Annotated in this window: 18 protein-coding genes; 7 read left to right on the top strand and 11 right to left on the bottom strand. The window is 73.5% G+C overall.

Annotated features, from left to right (window positions below; all coding sequences use genetic code 11):
- Positions 1-5: 5 nt before the first annotated feature.
- Positions 6-209 (top strand): cold-shock protein, encoded by a 204-nt coding sequence (locus AQJ30_RS31005; protein WP_067240544.1) that lies wholly within the window; start codon positions 6-8, stop codon positions 207-209.
- Positions 210-359: 150 nt separating this feature from the next.
- On the top strand, positions 360-830 hold the full coding sequence (locus AQJ30_RS31010) for a hypothetical protein (RefSeq protein WP_067240546.1): 471 nt from the start codon (positions 360-362) through the stop codon (positions 828-830).
- 27 nt (positions 831-857) lie between these two features.
- Here the strand turns inward: AQJ30_RS31010 and AQJ30_RS31015 are convergent, their stop codons facing one another.
- From AQJ30_RS31015 to AQJ30_RS31025, 3 genes are all read right to left on the bottom strand, one after another.
- Positions 858-1,346 (bottom strand): hypothetical protein, encoded by a 489-nt coding sequence (locus AQJ30_RS31015; RefSeq protein WP_067240548.1) that lies wholly within the window; start codon positions 1,344-1,346, stop codon positions 858-860.
- 41 nt (positions 1,347-1,387) lie between these two features.
- Positions 1,388-3,307: an AMP-dependent synthetase/ligase gene (locus AQJ30_RS31020; protein WP_067240550.1), complete on the bottom strand. Its 1,920-nt coding sequence runs from the start codon at positions 3,305-3,307 to the stop codon at positions 1,388-1,390.
- Positions 3,308-3,571: 264 nt separating this feature from the next.
- Positions 3,572-4,858, bottom strand: a complete 1,287-nt coding sequence (locus AQJ30_RS31025) for an acetyl-CoA C-acetyltransferase (RefSeq protein ID WP_067240552.1) — start codon at positions 4,856-4,858, stop codon at positions 3,572-3,574.
- Positions 4,859-4,988: 130 nt separating this feature from the next.
- Here AQJ30_RS31025 and AQJ30_RS31030 point away from each other — a divergent pair, with 130 nt between their 5' ends.
- Both AQJ30_RS31030 and AQJ30_RS31035 read left to right on the top strand, forming a co-directional pair.
- Positions 4,989-6,374: a 3-oxoacyl-ACP reductase gene (locus tag AQJ30_RS31030; RefSeq protein ID WP_067240553.1), complete on the top strand. Its 1,386-nt coding sequence runs from the start codon at positions 4,989-4,991 to the stop codon at positions 6,372-6,374.
- A complete protein-coding gene (locus AQJ30_RS31035) occupies positions 6,374-7,282 on the top strand; it encodes a MaoC family dehydratase (protein WP_067240686.1) in 909 nt (302 codons plus the stop codon). The genes AQJ30_RS31030 and AQJ30_RS31035 overlap by 1 nt, the downstream gene beginning before the upstream one ends.
- Here the strand turns inward: AQJ30_RS31035 and AQJ30_RS31040 are convergent.
- The 8 genes from AQJ30_RS31040 to AQJ30_RS31075 form a co-directional block, all read right to left on the bottom strand.
- Complete coding sequence (locus AQJ30_RS31040; protein WP_067240555.1) at positions 7,279-7,947, bottom strand: TetR/AcrR family transcriptional regulator; 669 nt, start codon at positions 7,945-7,947, stop codon at positions 7,279-7,281. The two genes, AQJ30_RS31035 and AQJ30_RS31040, sit on opposite strands and share 4 nt — an antisense overlap.
- Before the next feature lie 102 nt (positions 7,948-8,049).
- The gene (locus AQJ30_RS31045; RefSeq protein ID WP_067240557.1) at positions 8,050-8,352 is read right to left on the bottom strand and encodes a DUF4229 domain-containing protein; all 303 of its coding nucleotides are present in this window, start codon (positions 8,350-8,352) and stop codon (positions 8,050-8,052) included.
- 105 nt (positions 8,353-8,457) lie between these two features.
- Complete coding sequence (locus tag AQJ30_RS31050; RefSeq protein ID WP_067240559.1) at positions 8,458-8,982, bottom strand: GNAT family N-acetyltransferase; 525 nt, start codon at positions 8,980-8,982, stop codon at positions 8,458-8,460.
- Between the two features lie 32 nt (positions 8,983-9,014).
- Positions 9,015-10,178 carry an aminofutalosine synthase MqnE gene (gene mqnE, locus AQJ30_RS31055; protein ID WP_067240561.1) on the bottom strand — a complete coding sequence of 388 codons (1,164 nt, stop codon included), beginning with the start codon at positions 10,176-10,178 and terminating at the stop codon, positions 9,015-9,017.
- 38 nt (positions 10,179-10,216) lie between these two features.
- Positions 10,217-10,672, bottom strand: coding sequence for an Lrp/AsnC family transcriptional regulator (locus AQJ30_RS31060; protein ID WP_067240563.1), 456 nt, complete (start codon positions 10,670-10,672; stop codon positions 10,217-10,219).
- A 121-nt stretch (positions 10,673-10,793) separates the two neighbouring features.
- Positions 10,794-11,477, bottom strand: coding sequence for a UbiX family flavin prenyltransferase (locus AQJ30_RS31065; RefSeq protein ID WP_079084415.1), 684 nt, complete (start codon positions 11,475-11,477; stop codon positions 10,794-10,796).
- Between the two features lie 111 nt (positions 11,478-11,588).
- Positions 11,589-12,491, bottom strand: a complete 903-nt coding sequence (mqnP, locus tag AQJ30_RS31070) for a menaquinone biosynthesis prenyltransferase MqnP (RefSeq protein WP_067240566.1) — start codon at positions 12,489-12,491, stop codon at positions 11,589-11,591.
- Positions 12,488-13,939: a menaquinone biosynthesis decarboxylase gene (locus AQJ30_RS31075; RefSeq protein WP_067240568.1), complete on the bottom strand. Its 1,452-nt coding sequence runs from the start codon at positions 13,937-13,939 to the stop codon at positions 12,488-12,490. Before AQJ30_RS31075 ends, mqnP begins: the two co-directional genes overlap by 4 nt.
- A 195-nt stretch (positions 13,940-14,134) precedes the next feature.
- Between AQJ30_RS31075 and AQJ30_RS31080 the strand changes: the two genes are divergently transcribed.
- The 3 genes from AQJ30_RS31080 (at position 14,135) to AQJ30_RS31090 (ending at position 16,159) form a co-directional block, all read left to right on the top strand.
- Positions 14,135-14,524: a PLD nuclease N-terminal domain-containing protein gene (locus tag AQJ30_RS31080; RefSeq protein WP_067240570.1), complete on the top strand. Its 390-nt coding sequence runs from the start codon at positions 14,135-14,137 to the stop codon at positions 14,522-14,524.
- A gap of 125 nt (positions 14,525-14,649) precedes the next feature.
- Positions 14,650-15,648, top strand: a complete 999-nt coding sequence (locus tag AQJ30_RS31085) for a quinone oxidoreductase family protein (RefSeq protein ID WP_067240572.1) — start codon at positions 14,650-14,652, stop codon at positions 15,646-15,648.
- A 61-nt stretch (positions 15,649-15,709) separates the two neighbouring features.
- A complete protein-coding gene (locus AQJ30_RS31090; RefSeq protein WP_067240574.1) occupies positions 15,710-16,159 on the top strand; it encodes a nucleoside deaminase in 450 nt (149 codons plus the stop codon).
- Positions 16,160-16,162: the final 3 nt, after the last annotated feature.

Below are 16,162 nucleotides of genomic sequence, written 5' to 3' on the forward strand. Positions count from 1 at the left end.
GGCTTATGGCTACCGGAACCGTGAAGTGGTTCAACGCCGAAAAGGGCTTTGGCTTCATCGCCCAGGAAGGCGGCGGCCCGGACGTCTTCGTCCACTACTCCGCGATCAACTCGACCGGCTTCCGGTCCCTCGAGGAGAACCAGCAGGTGTCCTTCGACGTCACGCAGGGCCCGAAGGGCCCGCAGGCGGAGAACGTCACCCCCGTCTGATCCGGGGCTGACCAGGCCCTGAGCACAGACACCGAGTGCAGTACCCAAGGAGCCCCGCGCCGCAAGGCGACGGGGCTCCTGCCTTTGCACCGTCCGGCCCCGTCCGTCCGGGCGGAAATCCGCCCACGCCCCTCCGAGGAGGCCCCTGGAATGGCTTACGAGCTGAGCGCGGTGATCGCCGGCGAGGAGGTCCTGCGCACGGCCGCCCGGGGTCTGCCCGCCGTCCGTACGGCGGCGCTCGGCCGGGGTCTGTCGCTGCTGCCGATGACGGAGGCCCTGTTCCACGCCGTCGCCGACGGCCGCGGCCGGGGCGCCCTGGGCTTCCGGGAGGTGCCCGAAGGGTTCGACCGGGTGCTCGCCGTCTGGTCGGCCGGCGGACCGGTGGCCTACGTGGAGGCCGAGTACTTCGGCGGCGCGGGCGAGCAGCGGGCGGCCGTCTGGGAGGGCGGCTCCCTCGTCCTGGGTCCGCTCCGGGTCGAGGAGGGCGAGCCGTTCCCGCCGGCCGGCAGCCCGGTCTCCCGGGCGCTGCGCCGGCTGGGGGTCACGGCGCGGCCCGGCGAGGACGAGTTCGCCACCGCCGGCCTGCACCGGCACCGGAACACCGGGGACTGGGTGGCCTGACGGCGCGTCGGCCCCGGGGGCGCGTCCCTACGAACAGGTCCCCGGCTGCTCGCCCTCCAGCGGGTCCCGGTCCAGCGTCGGCGCCGACGCCAGGGCCCTCTCGTACGAGGTGCGGGCGAAGGTGAACGGGCCCAGGGGCAGGGTGCCCCACCGGGGCCGGTGGGGCTGGCGGAACCCGGTCCAGGTGACCGACTCCGCGGTCACGCCGACGGCGGCCAGCAGGGGCCAGCAGCCCCAGATGCCGCAGGAACAGCCCAGGACCGGGGTGCTGTCCTTCGGGGTCAGGAAGTGGGCGGGGGCGAACTCCGTCGTGGGCAGACCGGCGTGCTGGGTCAGGAGGAGTTCCTCCTCCTCACGCTCCTGGTCCTCGAACTGGTCCGCCAGCTCCGGGTGCCACAGGGCGCGGGTCGCGTCCGCCACCCGCCGGCGCAGGTCCACGCCGTCGACGCGCACGGCCCACAGGTGGGCGGAGGGGTGCTCCGGAGCGGGGTGGCGGAGGAACTCGATCGTGTGCACCCGGGCATCCTCGGGCGCCCGCGCAGGAACGTGCCACCCGTTTACTGCGCCGGGTACAGCCCGTCCACCACGTCCGTGAAGTCCCGCAGGATCCGGTCGCGGCGGAGTTTCATCGACGGGGTGAGGTGGCCGGCCTCCTCCGTGAAGTCCACCGGGAGCACGGCGAAGCGGCGGATCGACTCGGGGCGGGAGACGAGCTTGTTCGCCTCGTCCAGGGCCCGTTGCAGCACCGCCTTGAGGTCGTCGTCGTCCAGGAGGAGTTCGGCGGGGACCGGGTGCTTGCCGTTCATCCGCCGCCAGTGGGTGATGCCGTCGGCGTCGAGGGTGATCAGGGCGGAGACGTAGGGGCGGCCGTCGCCGACGAGCATCACCTGCGAGATCAGCGGGTGCGAGCGCAGCCAGTTCTCCAGCGGGGCGGGCGCCACGCTCTTGCCGCCCGCGGTGATGATCATCTCCTTCTTGCGGCCGGTGATCGTCAGGTAGCCCTCGTCGTCCAGCTGCCCGAGGTCACCGGTCGGCAGCCAGCCGTCGCGGTCCGCCGGGACGACCCCGCCGGCCGCCGGGTCCCAGTAGCCGCGCAGCACGTGGTCGCCGGCGAGCAGGATCTCGCCGTCGGCGGCGATGCGCACCCGGGTGCCGGGCAGCGGCCAGCCGACGGTGCCGAGGCGGGGCTTGAGGGGCGGGGTGACCGTGGACGCGCCGGTCGTCTCGGTCAGGCCGTAGCCCTCGTAGATCTCGATGCCCGCGCCCAGGTAGAAGGCGGCCAGGGGGCGGCCGAGCGGGGAGCCGCCGCAGATGGCGTGCCGGACGCGGCCGCCCATGGCGTTGCGGAGCCGCCGGTAGACCAGCGGGTCGTAGAAGGTGCGGGCGGCCCGCAGGGTGGCGCCGGGCCCCGCTCCGGTGCCGGCCTTGTGGGCCTCGACCGCCTCGCCGTAGCGGCGCGCGACGGCCGCCGCGCGGTCGAACGCGGACAGCCGTCCGCCCGCCTCGGCCCGGGCGCGCGCGGTGTTGAAGATCTTCTCCAGCATGTACGGGATGGCCAGCAGGCACGTGGGGCGGAACGCGGCCAGGTCGGGCAGCAGGTCCTCGGACCTCAGGCTGGGCGCGTGGCCCAGCCGCACCCGGGCGCGCAGGCAGGCGATGGCGACCATGCGCCCGAACACGTGGGACAGGGGCAGGAAGAGCAGGACGGAGAGGTCGTCGCCGCCGGCCCGGAAGACCGGGTGGAGGAGTTCTATGGCGTTGTCGACCTCGGCGAAGAAGTTGCCGTGGGTGAGCGCGCAGCCCTTGGGCCGGCCGGTGGTGCCGGACGTGTAGATCAGGGTGGCGAGGGTGTCGGGGCCCAGCACGCCCCGGCGCACGGACACCTCGCCGTCCGTGACGTGCGCCGCGCCGACCTCGCCCAGCCGGTCGAGGTGCCCCTTGTCCATGACCCACACGTGCCGCAGGTCGGGGATGCGGTCGCGCTCCGGGCCGAGCGCGGATGCCTGGGCGACGGTCTCCGTGACCAGGGCGACCGCGCCGGAGTCCTGGAGGATCCAGCGGGTCTGGAAGACGGAGGAGGTCGGGTAGACGGGCACGGTGACCAGCCCGGCCGCCCAGGCGGCGAAGTCCAGCAGCGTCCACTCGTACGTGGTGCGCGCCATGATGGCGATGCGGTCGCCCGGCGTCAGCCCCTCGGCGATCAGCCCCTTGGCCAGGGCGAGCACCTGCGCCGCGAACTCCTCGGCCGTCACGTCGCTCCAGCGGCCGTCCGGCCACCTGCGGCTGAGGACCACCGCGCCCGGCGCGGCGGAGGCGTTGTCGAAGGGCAGGTCGGCGAGCGAACCGTGCCGCACCGGCTGCGCGAACGCCGGTACGGAGGCCTCGCGCACGACCCCGTCCAGGCGCAGCGTCTCGGGCTGGACGAGGGCGGGGGGAGCCGTGTCGTAGTCGGCGGAGGTGGGGTGTGCGATGGACACGGGGCGGCTCCCTGGGCGTGCAGCGACGAGAACTGCTTGCTGCCTGAACTACGTGCCTCGGGTGTCGAGGCGTTCACCGTGGTACGTCCCGGAAAGGTGTTACCGCCGGTCAGCCAGTGGATCGTACGGGCCTGACGTGAGCGTGCTGTGAGGTTTCCGGGTTGCTCCGGGGCCGGGGCTGTGCATTCTTGCCGGTCATGTGAGTGACCCTCAGGTACGCCGTCCCGGGCGCCCCGGACCGCCCTCCGACCGCTCCGGCCGGGCTCACTCCCGCTCCAGCACCGCCGTCACCCCCTGCCCGCCGGCCGCGCACACCGAGATCAACCCCCGTCCCGGACCGCCGCGTTCGGCGAGCAGCTTGGCCAGGGTGGCGACGATGCGCGCACCGGTCGCCGCGAACGGGTGCCCGGTCGCCAGCGAGGAGCCGGTGACGTTGAGCCGGTCCCGGTCCACCGGGGCCAGGCCGCGCTTCTCCCAGGCCGCGAGGGTGGCCAGCACCTGGGAGGCGAACGCCTCGTGGATCTCGACCAGGTCGAAGTCCTCGATGCCGTACCCGGCGCGCTCCAGCATGCGCGGCACCGCGTGGGCGGGCGCCATCAGCAGGCCGTCCTCGCCGTCGGCCACGTCGCCGTGCACGAAGTCGACGGCGGCCGTCGCGTACGTGGTGAGGAACGCGAACGGGCGCAGGCCGCGTGCCTCGGCCCACTCCTCGGAGGCCAGCAGCACCACCGCGGCGCCGTCCGTCAGCGGGGTCGAATTGCCCGCGGTCATTGTCGGGTCGGGGGCGTCGAGGCCGAACACCGGCTTCAGGCGGGCGAGTTGCGCGACCGTCGAGTCCGGGCGCAGGTTCTGGTCGCGCTCCAGGCCGCGGAAGGGGACGACCAGGTCGTCGAAGAAGCCCCGCTCGTAGGCGGCGGCCAACCGCTGGTGACTCGTGGCCGCCAACTCGTCCTGCGCCTCACGGCCGATGCCCCAGGCGCGCGCGGTCACCGCCGCGTGCTCACCCATCGACAGGCCGGTGCGCGGCTCGGCGTTGCGGGGGACGTCCGGGACGAGGTGGCCGGGGCGGATCCGGGCGAGCGCCCTGAGCCGGTCACCGGTGGACCGGGCCCGGCGGGCCTCCAGCAGGATGCGCCGGAGCCGGTCGTTGACGCCGAGGGGCGCGTCGCTCGCCGTGTCCGCGCCGCCCGCGACCGCCGACTCGGTCTGCCCGAGGGCGATCTTGTTGGCGGCGGCGACGACCGCCTGGAGTCCGGTGCCGCACGCCTGCTGGACGTCGTACGCCGGGGTGCGCGGGTCCAGGGCCGAGCCGAGGACGGTCTCGCGGGCCAGGTTGAAGTCCCGGCTGTGCTTGAGGACGGCGCCGGCCATCACCTCGTCCACCGCGCCCGGCTCCCGCAGCCCGAAGCGGTCGGCGAGGCCGTCCACCGCCGCGGTGAGCAGGTCCTGGTTGGACGCGGTGGCGTAGGGGCCGTCAGAGCGGGCGAACGGGACACGGCTCCCGCCGATGATCGCCACACGCCGGGCCCGGGGCGGTTGCACGGGGCTCATCTCGACCTGCTCCTCATGGTCACGTAGCATTACCTCCGGTAACCTTACTCCAGAGTAAGGACTGGGGTAAGACGCCGGGGTAAGACACCGGGACACGACAACGCGCCAGGGACACCGGGGAGTTATACACATGGCCGACCGCTATCTGAGCCTCACCGGCACCGCACCCGGCCGGTTCCTCACCCGCAGGCTCGGGCTGCCCCAGCCGGCCGCCCTGCACCGCTGGTCCCCCGACCGCCCCGCCCTCGACGGCCCCGTGCTCCACCTCACGGCCGGCCCCTCGTCCCTCGACCTCGCACCCGTGCTCGCACGGACGGGGCTGACCGTCACGACGCGGCGGCCGGAGGTCGCGGCTGCCGGCGATCCGGGCGCCGGTGGCACCCGCCCGGCCGACGGTGCCGCCCGCCCGGCCGCCGTCGTCCTCGACGCCACCGGGGTCCGGGACGTCGACACGCTCGCCGGGGTGCACGCGGCCCTCCACCCGGTCGTGCGGTCCGTCGCCCCGAGCGGGCGGATCGTCGTCCTCGGGGCGCCGCTCGACCCGGCCGACCACCACCAGTCGGCCGCCCAGCAGGCCCTGGAGGGCTTCACCCGGTCGCTCGGCAAGGAGATCGGCGGGGGCAGGACCGTGAACCTGGTCCGGCTCACCGACGCGGGCGCCGCCGGGTCCACCCTGCGCTTCCTGCTCTCCCCCAGGTCGGCCTACGTCAGCGGCCAGGTGATCGACGTCCTCGCGGCGGCCGGCTCCGCCCCGCAGGCCGACGCCCCGCAGGCCGACCCCGGCCGTCCCCTCGCCGGCCGCACCGCCCTGGTCACCGGGGCCGCCCGGGGCATCGGCGCGGCCGTCGCCGAGACCCTGGCCCGCGACGGCGCCCGGGTCGTCGTCCTCGACGTGCCGCAGGCCGAGCAGGACGCCCGGAGCCTCGCCGGCCGCCTCGGCGGCACCGCGCTCACCCTGGACATCACGGCCGCCGACGCGGGCGAACGGATCGCCGCCGAACTCCCCGACGGGCTCGACGTCCTGGTCCACAACGCCGGTGTCACCCGCGACCGGCGCCTGGTCAACATGCCCGCCGAGCGCTGGAGTTCCGTGCTCGACGTCAACCTCGCGAGCGTGCTGCGCACCACGGACGCCCTGCTCGCCAAGGGCACCCTGCGCCCGGGCGGACGGATCGTCGCCACCGCCTCCATCGCGGGCCTCGCGGGCAACGCCGGGCAGACCAACTACGGGGCGAGCAAGGCCGGGATCGTCGGTCTCGTGCGGTCCCTGGCGCCGCGCGCGCTGGCCGAGCACGGCGTGACGGTGAACGCGGTCGCGCCGGGCTTCATCGAGACGCGGATGACGGCCGCGGTCCCGCTGTTCCTCCGCGAGGCGGGCCGCCGGATGAACTCCCTCGCCCAGGGCGGACTGCCCGTGGACGTCGCCGAGACCACCGCCTGGCTGGCCGACCCCGCGTCCGGCGGGGTCAACGGACAGGTCGTGCGGGTCTGCGGCCAGAGCCTGCTGGGGGCGTGATGACCACCACGGACTCCTCGACGCCGCCCACCCCCGCGGCCCCCGCCACGTCCGGTCCCCCGCTGGGCCTGCTGCTCGCCCGCGGGGCGCTGCTGTCCCCCTTCAAGCGCCCGCGCGCCGACGCCGGCCACCCGCGGGACCGGATCGTGCTGCCCGGCCTGCGCGTCGACCTGGCACGGCTGGCCGCCTACGAGCGGGTGTGCGGCTTCGCCCCCGGGGACGACGGGCTGCCGGTGACCTACCCGCACGTGCTGGGCTTCCCGTCCGCCATGCGGCTGATGAGCCGGCGGGACTTCCCGCTGCCGCTGCTCGGCCTGGTGCACACCTCGATCGACGTCACCCGGCACACCGCGCTCCCGGCCACCGAGCCGTACGACCTCGCCGTGCACGTCGAGGGCCTGGCCCCGCACCGGCGCGGCACGGAGGCCACCGTGGCCACCGCGCTGCGCTCCGGCGGGGAGGTGGTGTGGGAGTCCCGCAGCACCTACCTGGCCCGGCACCGGACGGAGGGTCCCGTGGCGTCACCCGGGGCGGGCAGGGGGGACGCCGACGACGTGCCGCTGCCGGTCGTCGACGAGTGGCGGCTCTCGGGGGACGTCGGGCGCCGGTACGGCGCCGCCTCCGGCGACCGCAACCCCATCCACCTGCACCCGCTCACCGCCCGCCTGTTCGGCTTCCCCCGGGCCATCGCGCACGGCATGTGGACCGTGGCGCGCTGTCTGGCCGCGCACGGCACCCCGGCGGCGGTCCGGGTGCACGCCGCCTTCCGGGCGCCGGTGCTGCTGCCGGGCACGGTGGTGTTCGCGGCGGACGGCGACCGCTTCACGCTGCGCGGAGCCGGCGACGACGGACGGTTGCACGTGAGCGGACGCGTGGAGCGCCTCCCCGCACCGCGCGCCCGCGGCTAGCCGGCCGGCCGGGTGAGGGGCTCCTCGCCCGGCGGGGACCACCGGCGGCCCGCCATCAGGTCGCCGAGGCCCGACCAGGCGAAGTTCATCAGGGTGGTGGCCGCCTGGCGGGCCGTGACGCCCTCGGTGGCGTTGGCCCAGGCGGCCAGGGACTCGGCGGCGCCGACCAGGGCCTCGGCCAGTCCGGCGACCTCCCGCTCGGGCAGGTGGGGGTTGCGGTGCGCCTCCCGGGCCGCGGCCGCGATGAGCTGGGTGACGAAGGTGACGATCTCGTCGCGCATCGCCGTGACCTCGGCCGCGAACACCTCGCCGTGGGTGCGGGCCTGGAGGTGGAGCACCGACCAGGCGTCCGGGTGCTGCGCGGTGTGCGCGAAGAACGCCCGTAGCCCGTCCCAGAGTTGGCGGTCGGCGGGCAGGTCGGTGCGCACGCCGGCCTGCACCGCCGCGACGAGCGCGGTGGCCTCCCGGCGGATGCACGCGGTGAAGAGGTCTTCCTTGGAGTTCAGGTACAGGTAGACCAACGGCTTGGACACGCCCGCGAGTTCGGCGATCTCGTCCATCGACGCGGCCCGGTACCCGCGCTGGCCGAAGGTCCGCACGGCGGCGTCCAGCATCTGCTGCTCACGGACCGCGCGCGGCATCCGCTTGGTCTTCACGGCACCCATGGGGCCAAGGGTAGTTGGGCGGTGCCGCGGACCGGCCCCTCCGCGGGGCGGGGCGATGCCTCAGGCCCGATGCCGCAGGGGCGGTCCCTCAGGGGCGGTTGCTCAGGAGGCCGTCCGCTGGGAGGCGGTGGTCTCGTCGACGACCGCGTCCTCCTGGGAGCGGTTGGCGTCGAGGTTGGCCTTCATCCGGTCCACCCGGCGCACGACCGTCTCCGAGGCCCGGTCGCGCTCCTTGCGCAGCAGGACGAAGCTGAGGGGGGCCGAGATCACCAGCGAGAGCAGGACGACCCACATGCCGTTGGAGTCGCCGAGGCCGCGCGGGACGATCCCGGAGTAGACGAGACCCCAGACGACCACGAGGCAGCCCACGAAGATCCCGAGGCGCATCAGCGTGTAGCGGAGCATCTCAATCCACTCTTCCGATTCCAAAAAGGGACACCCTGGCAGCTTCCAGTGAAGCACGCCGGGGGACGGATCTTGGCAGGGGGTCCCGGGGGGCTGGGGCCTCCGTCAGCGCAGCGGCAGCAGCAGGATGACGTCGTCGCGGTCGTCGCCCGGGGCGACCCGGATCGCGTCCGGCACCCGGCCGACCTCCTTGTAGCCGCAGGAGGCGTAGAACCGCTCCAGGCCGAGGCCGCCCCGGCAGGTGAGCCGGATCGCCTCGATGCCCTCGATGCCGCGGGCCGCGTCCGCGGCGGCGGCGAGCAGGTCGCGGCCGTACCCCTTGCCCTGGTGGCGCGGGTGGACCATGACCGTGTAGAGCCACAGCCAGTGGGACATCAGCCGGTGCGTGTTGAGGGTGAGGAAGGCCGTCGCGGCGACCCGCCCGTCCGCGTCGTGCCCGACGAGCAGGCGGGTGCGGCCCTCGGCCATCGCGACCAGGTGCTTGACCAGCTCCGGCCGGACGGCCTCCGGCGTCACCGGCGGTACGAACCCGACGGAGCCCCCGGCGTTGGACACGTCCGTCCACAGTCCGAGGACCCCGTCGCGCAGCTCGGGGGTGACGGCGGGGTCGAGGGTGAAGGTAAGGGACACGATCGCATCGTAACCCTTACCCGTTCACGGCGTCAGACCCGCATCGGCTGCGGCGACTCCCGGCGCGCGGGGTCCGGGCCGTCGTACTCGCGGATGATCTCGTACCGCGTGTTGCGCTCCACCGGGCGGAAGCCCGCGTCGCGGATCAGCTCCAGCAGGTCCTCGCGGGTCAGCTTGTTCGGCGTGCCGTAGTTGTCCGCGTCATGCGTGATCTTGTACTCGACGACCGAGCCGTCCATGTCGTCCGCGCCGTGCTGGAGGGCGAGCTGCGCGGTCTGGACGCCGTGCATCACCCAGAACACCTTCACGTGCGGGACGTTGTCGAACAGCAGCCGCGAGACCGCGAAGGTCTTCAGCGCCTCCGCGCCCGTCGCCATCTGCGTGCGCGCCTGGAGCCGGTTGCGGACCTTGCCGTCCTTCACGTCCACGAAGTCGTGCTGGTAGCGCAACGGGATGAAGACCTGGAACCCGCCGGTCTCGTCCTGGAGTTCGCGCAGCCGCAGCACGTGGTCCACGCGGTGGCGCGGCTCCTCGATGTGGCCGTACAGCATGGTGCACGGGGTCTTCAGACCCTTCTCGTGCGCCAGCCGGTGGATGCGGGACCAGTCCTCCCAGTGGGTCCGGTGGTCCACGATGTGCTGCCGGACCTCCCAGTCGAAGATCTCGGCGCCGCCGCCGGTCAGCGACTCCAGACCGGCGTCGATCAGCTCGTCCAGGATCTCGCTCGCGCTCAGTCCGGAGATCGTCTCGAAGTGGTGGATCTCCGTGGCGGTGAACGCCTTCAGCGAGACGTCCGGCAGGGCCGCCTTCAGCTCGCGCAGCGAGCGCGGGTAGTAGCGCCAGGGCAGGTTCGGGTGCAGGCCGTTGACGATGTGCAGCTCGGTGAGGTTCTCGCCCTCCATCGCCTTGGCCAGCTTCACGGCCTCCTCGATGCGCATCGTGTACGCGTCCTTCTCGCCCGGCTTGCGCTGGAACGAGCAGTAGGCGCAGGACGCCGTGCACACGTTGGTCATGTTGAGGTGCCGGTTGACGTTGAAGTGCACCACGTCGCCGTTCTTGCGGGTGCGCACCTCGTGGGCCAGGCCGCCGAGCCAGGCCAGGTCGTCCGACGCGTACAGGGCGATGCCGTCCTCGCGGGTCAGCCGCTCACCGGCCCTGACCTTCTCCTCCAGCTCGCGCTTGAGCCCGACGTCCATGCCCACACCTTTCTCCGACAGCCCGACCCACGGTATCCCTAGACCTCTTCGGGCAGTTCCCCGACCCGGTTCTCCCACTTCGTGGACAGCACGATCGTGGTACGGGTGCGGGAGACGCCCTTGGTGCCGCTGAGCCGGCGGATGATCCGCTCCAGGCCGTCCACGTCACCGGCCCGCACCTTGAGCATGAACGAGTCGTCGCCGGCGATGAACCAGCAGTCCTCGATCTCGGTGAAGTCCTTCATCCGGCGCGCCACGTCCTCGTGGTCGGCCGCGTCGGACAGCGAGATGCCGATCAGGGCGGTCACGCCGAGGCCGAGCTGGGCCGCGTTCACGGTGGCCCGGTAGCCGGTGATGACACCGGCCGCCTCCAGCCGGTTGATGCGGTCGGTGACGCTGGGTCCCGACAGGCCGACGAGGCGCCCCAGCTCCGCGTAGGAGGCCCGGCCGTTCTCCCTCAGGGCCTGGATGAGCTGCCTGTCCACCGCGTCCATGCGATCGAAGCCTTCCGGTGAAAGTCGCTTTTCGGTTGAGGTGTTGCGAGGTGCTGCGAAGTACGGGGTGTTGCGGAGTACGGGGTGGTACGAGGTGCTGCGGGGTACCGCGAGGTGCCGGCTACCGGGTCGGTGCGGGTGCCGCACCGCCGCCCAGTTCGCCCTTCCAGCGCCGGTACAGGCCGTGCTCGACGCCCGCCGCGTCCAGCACCCGCCCGGCCACGAAGTCCACCAGGTCCTGGATGTGCGTGGCACCGGCGTAGAAGCCGGGTGAGGCCGGTACGACACTCGCCCCGGCGTCGTCCAGCGCGACGAGGTGGCGCAGCGTCTGGCCGTTCAGCGGGGTCTCCCGCACGGCCACCACCAGCTTGCGGCGCTCCTTCAGTGTGACGCTCGCCGCCCGCTGCAGCAGGTCCTTCGACAGCCCCAGCGCCACACCCGCGACGCACTCCGTCGAGGCCGGCACGATCAGCATGCCCTTGACCGGGTACGACCCGGACGACGGCCCGGCGGCCAGGTCCCCGGGGTTCCAGTACCGCACGTCGTCGAGGGCGGGGGCGAAGGTGTCGGGCTTGCCGTCGGCCCCGCGGGCCAGCCATGCGCCCAGGTCGTCCCGCCAGTGGGCGTCACGGAAGGAGATGCCGGTCTCGTCCAGCAGCGTCAGCCGCGACGCCCGGCTGACCACCAGGTCGACGCTCTCCCCGGCGGCGATCAGCGCCCGCAGCACGGCGGCCGCGTAGGGCGTCCCGGAGGCCCCGGACACCCCCACGATCCAAGGCGCGCGCTGCTTTTCTCCTGCGTTCACACGACGAGCCTACCGGCGCGTCGCACCGGACCGCGGACCGCCCGCACTCCCGCGGGCCCGCACCCGCCTCCGGCACCACGCGGCGCCCCCGGTCCGGGCCCGAGATACCCCCTAAGGCGTGAGCCCCCGCACCAGCAGGTCCAGCAGCGCGCACACGAACAGGGCGATGCCGATGAAGCCGTTGACGCTGAAGAAGGCGCGGTTCAGGCGGGACAGGTCGTGCGGGCGGACCAGGGAGTGCTCGTAGACGAAGGCGCCCGCGACGATCAGCAGGCCCAGCCAGAAGAAGGCGCCCGCGTCGGTGGCGACGGCGTACCAGGCGAACAGGGCCGTGGTGACCACGTGGCACCCGCGCGCCGCCCAGATCGCGGCCGGGATGCCGAAGCGGGCCGGGACCGAGCGCACGCCGATCCGCCGGTCGGTCTCCACGTCCTGGCAGGCGTAGATGAGGTCGAAGCCGCCGATCCAGATGCCCACCGCGAGGCCGAGGATCACCGCGTCCCAGGACCACTCGCCGCTGATCGCGAGCCAGCCGCCGATCGGGCCCATCGCCTGGGCGAGACCCAGGATGGCCTGCGGGAAGTTCGTGAACCGCTTGCCGTACGGGTACACCACCATCGGGACCACGGCCACGGGTGCGAGCGCCAGGCACAGCGGGTTCAGCAGCGCGGCCGCGCCGAGGAACACCACCAGGGCGATCACCGCGCCGGTCCAGGCGTGCCGGACGGACATCGCGCCGGTGACCAGCTCCCGCTGCGCGGTGCGCGGGTTGCGGGCGTCGATCTCGCGGTCGATGATCCGGTTGACCGCCATGGCGAAGGTGCGCAGGCCCACCATGCAGACGGTGACCAGCAGCAGCCGGCCCCAGTGGATGTTGCGGTCCCAGGCGTACATCGCGGTCAGCGAGGCGATGTAGGCGAAGGGCAGCGCGAACACGGAGTGCTCGATCATCACCAGGCGCAGGAACGCCTTGGTGCGCCCCGGCGTGGGGATCGCGGCGGACGCGGAGCTCACAGGCCGTACTCCTTCCAGCGGCGGTCGACCAGGGCCGCGGTGTCCGGGTCGGACAGGACCATCTCGGGCCACCCGCCGTCGCGCGTGTATCCCTCCTCCGGCCACTTCCGCGTCGCGTCGATGCCCGCCTTGCCGCCCCAGAACTGCTGGTAGGAGGCGTGGTCCAGGTGGTCGACGGGGCCCTCGACCACCGTGAGGTCGCGGGCGTAGTCGGTGTTGCCGAGGGCGCGCCAGGCGACCTCGTGCAGGTCGTGCACGTCGCAGTCGGCGTCGACGACCACAATCAGCTTGGTCAGCGACATCATGTGCGCGCCCCAGACGGCGTGCATCACCTTCTGGGCGTGCTTGGGGTACTTCTTGTCGATCGAGACGATCGCGCAGTTGTGGAAGCCGCCGGCCTCGGGCAGGTGGTAGTCCACGATGTCCGGGACGATGATCTTCAGCAGGGGCAGGAAGAAGCGTTCCGTGGCGCGGCCCAGCGGCCCGTCCTCGGTCGGGGGGCGGCCCACGACGATCGACTGGAGCAGGGGCTTGCGGCGCATCGTGACGCAGTCGATGGTCAGCGCCGGGAAGGGCTCCTGCGGGGTGTAGAAGCCGGTGTGGTCGCCGAAGGGGCCCTCGGGCCGCATCTCGCCGGGCTCCAGCCAGCCCTCCAGGACGACCTCGGCCTGCGCGGGCACCTGGAGCGGGACCGTCTTGCAGTCGACCATCTCGATGCGCTTGCCCGCGACGAACCCGGCGAAGAGGTACTCGTCGATGTCGCCGGGCAGGGGGGCGGTGGAGGCGTAGGTGACGGCGGGCGGGCAGCCGAAGGCGATGGCCACGGGCAGCCGCTCGCCGCGCCGGGCGGCGACCTGGTAGTGGTTGCGGCTGTCCTTGTGGATCTGCCAGTGCATGCCGATGGTGCGCTTGTCGTGGCGCTGGAGGCGGTACAGGCCGAGGTTGCGGATCCCGGTCTCCGGGTCCTTGGTGTGGGTGAGTCCGAGGTTGAAGAAGGAGCCGCCGTCCTGGGGCCAGGTGAACAGCGCGGGCAGCCGGTCGAGGTCGACGTCGTCACCGCGCAGGACGACCTCCTGCACGGGGGCGTCCTTGACCTTCTTCGGCGGCACGTGGGTCATCGCGCCGAGCTTGCCGAACGCCTCGCGCACGCCCACGAACCCGTGCGGCAGCTCGGGCCGCAGCAGCCCGCCGATCTTGTCGGAGATGTCGCCGTACGACGCCAGCCCGAGCGCCTTGAGCAGGCGGCGGTCGGTGCCGAAGACGTTCATGGCGAGCGGCATGTCGGAGCCGCGCACGTTCTCGAAGAGCAGCGCGGGCCCGCCGGACTTCTGGACCCGGTCGACGATCTCCCCGACCTCCAGGTACGGATCGACCTCCGCCTTGACGCGCTTGAGGTCGCCTTCGCGTTCCAGTGCCCTCAGCAGGGAACGAAGATCGTCGTAAGCCATGCGTCCCAGTATCGCCGAGGCCCCCGCCCGTCCCGCGCGCGGGGCCGCCCGTGGCCGGCCGGGCCAGCCGTCCCTTTGTCCCGCTATGGCCCCGCCCCGGCCGCCGGGTGGGAGGGGTTCGCGCCCACCCGCTACCCTGTGCGCGTCATCGGGGCCCTCGGGGCCCCGCAACCGTCTCCTGGGGGTCGCACCACCATGTTCCGGCTGTTGATGTACCTCGTGCCGCTGGCGCTGACGATCTTCGCGTTCATCGACTGCCTGAACACGCCCGAGGACGAGGCCCGGCACCTGCCGAAGATCGCCTGGGTGTTCATCATCCTGCTGTTCTGGATCGTCGGCCCGATCGCGTGGCTGGCCGCGGGCAAGGTCCGCACCGTGCCGGCGGGCGGGCGCACACCCTCCGAGTGGCACCGCAACCACCGCCCGCAGTACGTCGCACCCGACGACAACCCCGAGTTCCTGAAGTCCCTCGCCGAGGAGAACAAGCGCGACGAGGCGCTGCTGAAGGACTGGGAGGCGGACCTGCGCCGCCGCGAGGAGGAGCTGCGCCGCAAGGAGCGGGGCGAGGACACGCAGGGTTCCTGACAGGACGTTCCCGACGGGGCCCGCGGCCGCCCGGCGCACCGCTTGCGCTTGTTCGATGACCGTCGTAGTTTGACGGTCATCGTATTTCTACGGCCCCGCTCCCCTGCCGGAAGGACGGCTGCAGCATGCGCGCGATCGAGTTCCAGGAGTACGGCGGCCCCGAGGTGCTGCGGGTCGTGGACGCCGAGGTGCCCGAGCCGGGCCCGGGCCGGGTGAGCGTGGACGTGGCCTGGGCGGGGGTCAACTTCGCCGACCTGAAAGCGCGTTCCGAGGGGTACCGGGTGCCCGCGCTCCCCCACCGCCCCGGCCTGGAGGTCTCCGGCCGCGTCCGGGCCGTCGGCGCGGGCGTGACGGGGCTCGCCGTCGGCCAGGAGGTGGCCGCGCTGACCGAGGGCGGGGCGTACGCCGAGGTCGTCGTGGCCGACGCGGTGACCGTCTTCCCGGTCCCGGCCGGCGTGGACCTGCGCACGGCGGCCACCCTGCCGACCGTGCTGCCGACGGCGTACGCGCTGCTGCACTCCGTGGGCCGGCTCCAGCCCGGCGAGAGCGTGCTCGTGCAGGGCGCGGCGGGCGGGGTCGGCACGGTGGCGGGCCAGCTGGCGCGCGCGGCGGGCGCGGGGGCGGTGTACGGGGTGGTGTCGTCGGAGTCCAAGGCGCGGTACGCCCGCGAGCACGGCTACGACGAGGTGTACGTCGGGGACGTCGAGGCCGACCCGGGAACGGACGGCCTGCCCGCGTGGGTGCGGGCGGCCACCGGCGGCCGGGGCGTGGACCTCGCCCTCGACGCGGTCGGCGGGGAGACCTTCCGGCAGTCCCTGGCCTCGCTGGCGGTCTTCGGGCGGCTGGTCTCCTTCGGCAACGCGAGCTCGGCCGAGCCGTGGCACGTGGGGCAGCCGGAGCTGTACCCGGGCGGCCGCTCGGTCGGCGGCTTCTCCATCCTGTCCCTCGCGCAGACCTCCCCGGCCGACCTGCGGGCGCTGGCGGAGCGGGCGTTCGCCACGGCGGTCGACGGGACCGTGACCCTGCCGGTCACCGCGGAGTTCGACCTGGCGGACGCGGCGGAGGCCCACCGGCTGATGGGCACCCGGGCCAGCACCGGCAAGCTGCTGCTGCGGGTCGGCTGAGCGGCCCGGCCGTCGGCGGGCACCAGCGGAGCGGGCACGACGAGGACGGGAGACCGGACGCATGGACCAGGCACAGGCACGTGAGTGGCTCGCCACGGCGGTGGCGGAGGCGCGGGCCGGGCTCGCCGAGGGCGGCGTCCCCATCGGCGCCGCCCTCCACGGCCCCGACGGCACCCTGCTGGGCCGCGGCCACAACCGCCGCGTCCAGGACGGCGACCCCTCGGCCCACGCGGAGACCGCCGCGTTCCGCGCGGCCGGCCGGCAGCGGACCTACCGCGGCACCACGATGGTCACCACGCTGTCGCCCTGCTGGTACTGCTCGGGCCTGGTCCGCCAGTTCGGCATCTCCCGGGTGGTGATCGGCGAGGCCGACACCTTCCACGGCGGCCACGACTGGCTGGCCGCACACGGCGTGGAGATCGTCCTCCTGGACGACCCCGAGTGCGTCGCGATGATGCGCGCCTTCATCGAGAGCGACCCGGAGCTGTGGCACGAGGACATCGGCGCGTGACCG

This window comes from Streptomyces longwoodensis (genome assembly GCF_001514125.1).
Lineage (GTDB): Bacteria > Actinomycetota > Actinomycetes > Streptomycetales > Streptomycetaceae > Streptomyces > Streptomyces longwoodensis.

Excerpts from the sequence above, each read along its gene's own strand:
- AQJ30_RS31025 (WP_067240552.1), bottom strand. The coding sequence starts at position 4,858 with ATGAGCCCCGTGCAACCGCCCCGGGCCCGGCGTGTGGCGATCATCGGC.
- AQJ30_RS31085 (WP_067240572.1), top strand. The coding sequence starts at position 14,650 with ATGCGCGCGATCGAGTTCCAGGAGTACGGCGGCCCCGAGGTGCTGCGG.
- AQJ30_RS31080 (WP_067240570.1), top strand. The coding sequence starts at position 14,135 with ATGTTCCGGCTGTTGATGTACCTCGTGCCGCTGGCGCTGACGATCTTC.
- AQJ30_RS31010 (WP_067240546.1), top strand. The coding sequence starts at position 360 with ATGGCTTACGAGCTGAGCGCGGTGATCGCCGGCGAGGAGGTCCTGCGC.
- mqnE (WP_067240561.1), bottom strand. The coding sequence starts at position 10,178 with ATGGACGTCGGGCTCAAGCGCGAGCTGGAGGAGAAGGTCAGGGCCGGT.
- AQJ30_RS31045 (WP_067240557.1), bottom strand. The coding sequence starts at position 8,352 with ATGCTCCGCTACACGCTGATGCGCCTCGGGATCTTCGTGGGCTGCCTC.
- AQJ30_RS31075 (WP_067240568.1), bottom strand. The coding sequence starts at position 13,939 with ATGGCTTACGACGATCTTCGTTCCCTGCTGAGGGCACTGGAACGCGAA.
- AQJ30_RS31005 (WP_067240544.1), top strand. The coding sequence starts at position 6 with ATGGCTACCGGAACCGTGAAGTGGTTCAACGCCGAAAAGGGCTTTGGC.
- AQJ30_RS31030 (WP_067240553.1), top strand. The coding sequence starts at position 4,989 with ATGGCCGACCGCTATCTGAGCCTCACCGGCACCGCACCCGGCCGGTTC.
- AQJ30_RS31035 (WP_067240686.1), top strand. The coding sequence starts at position 6,374 with ATGACCACCACGGACTCCTCGACGCCGCCCACCCCCGCGGCCCCCGCC.
- AQJ30_RS31060 (WP_067240563.1), bottom strand. The coding sequence starts at position 10,672 with ATGGACGCGGTGGACAGGCAGCTCATCCAGGCCCTGAGGGAGAACGGC.
- AQJ30_RS31040 (WP_067240555.1), bottom strand. The coding sequence starts at position 7,947 with ATGGGTGCCGTGAAGACCAAGCGGATGCCGCGCGCGGTCCGTGAGCAG.
- AQJ30_RS31090 (WP_067240574.1), top strand. The coding sequence starts at position 15,710 with ATGGACCAGGCACAGGCACGTGAGTGGCTCGCCACGGCGGTGGCGGAG.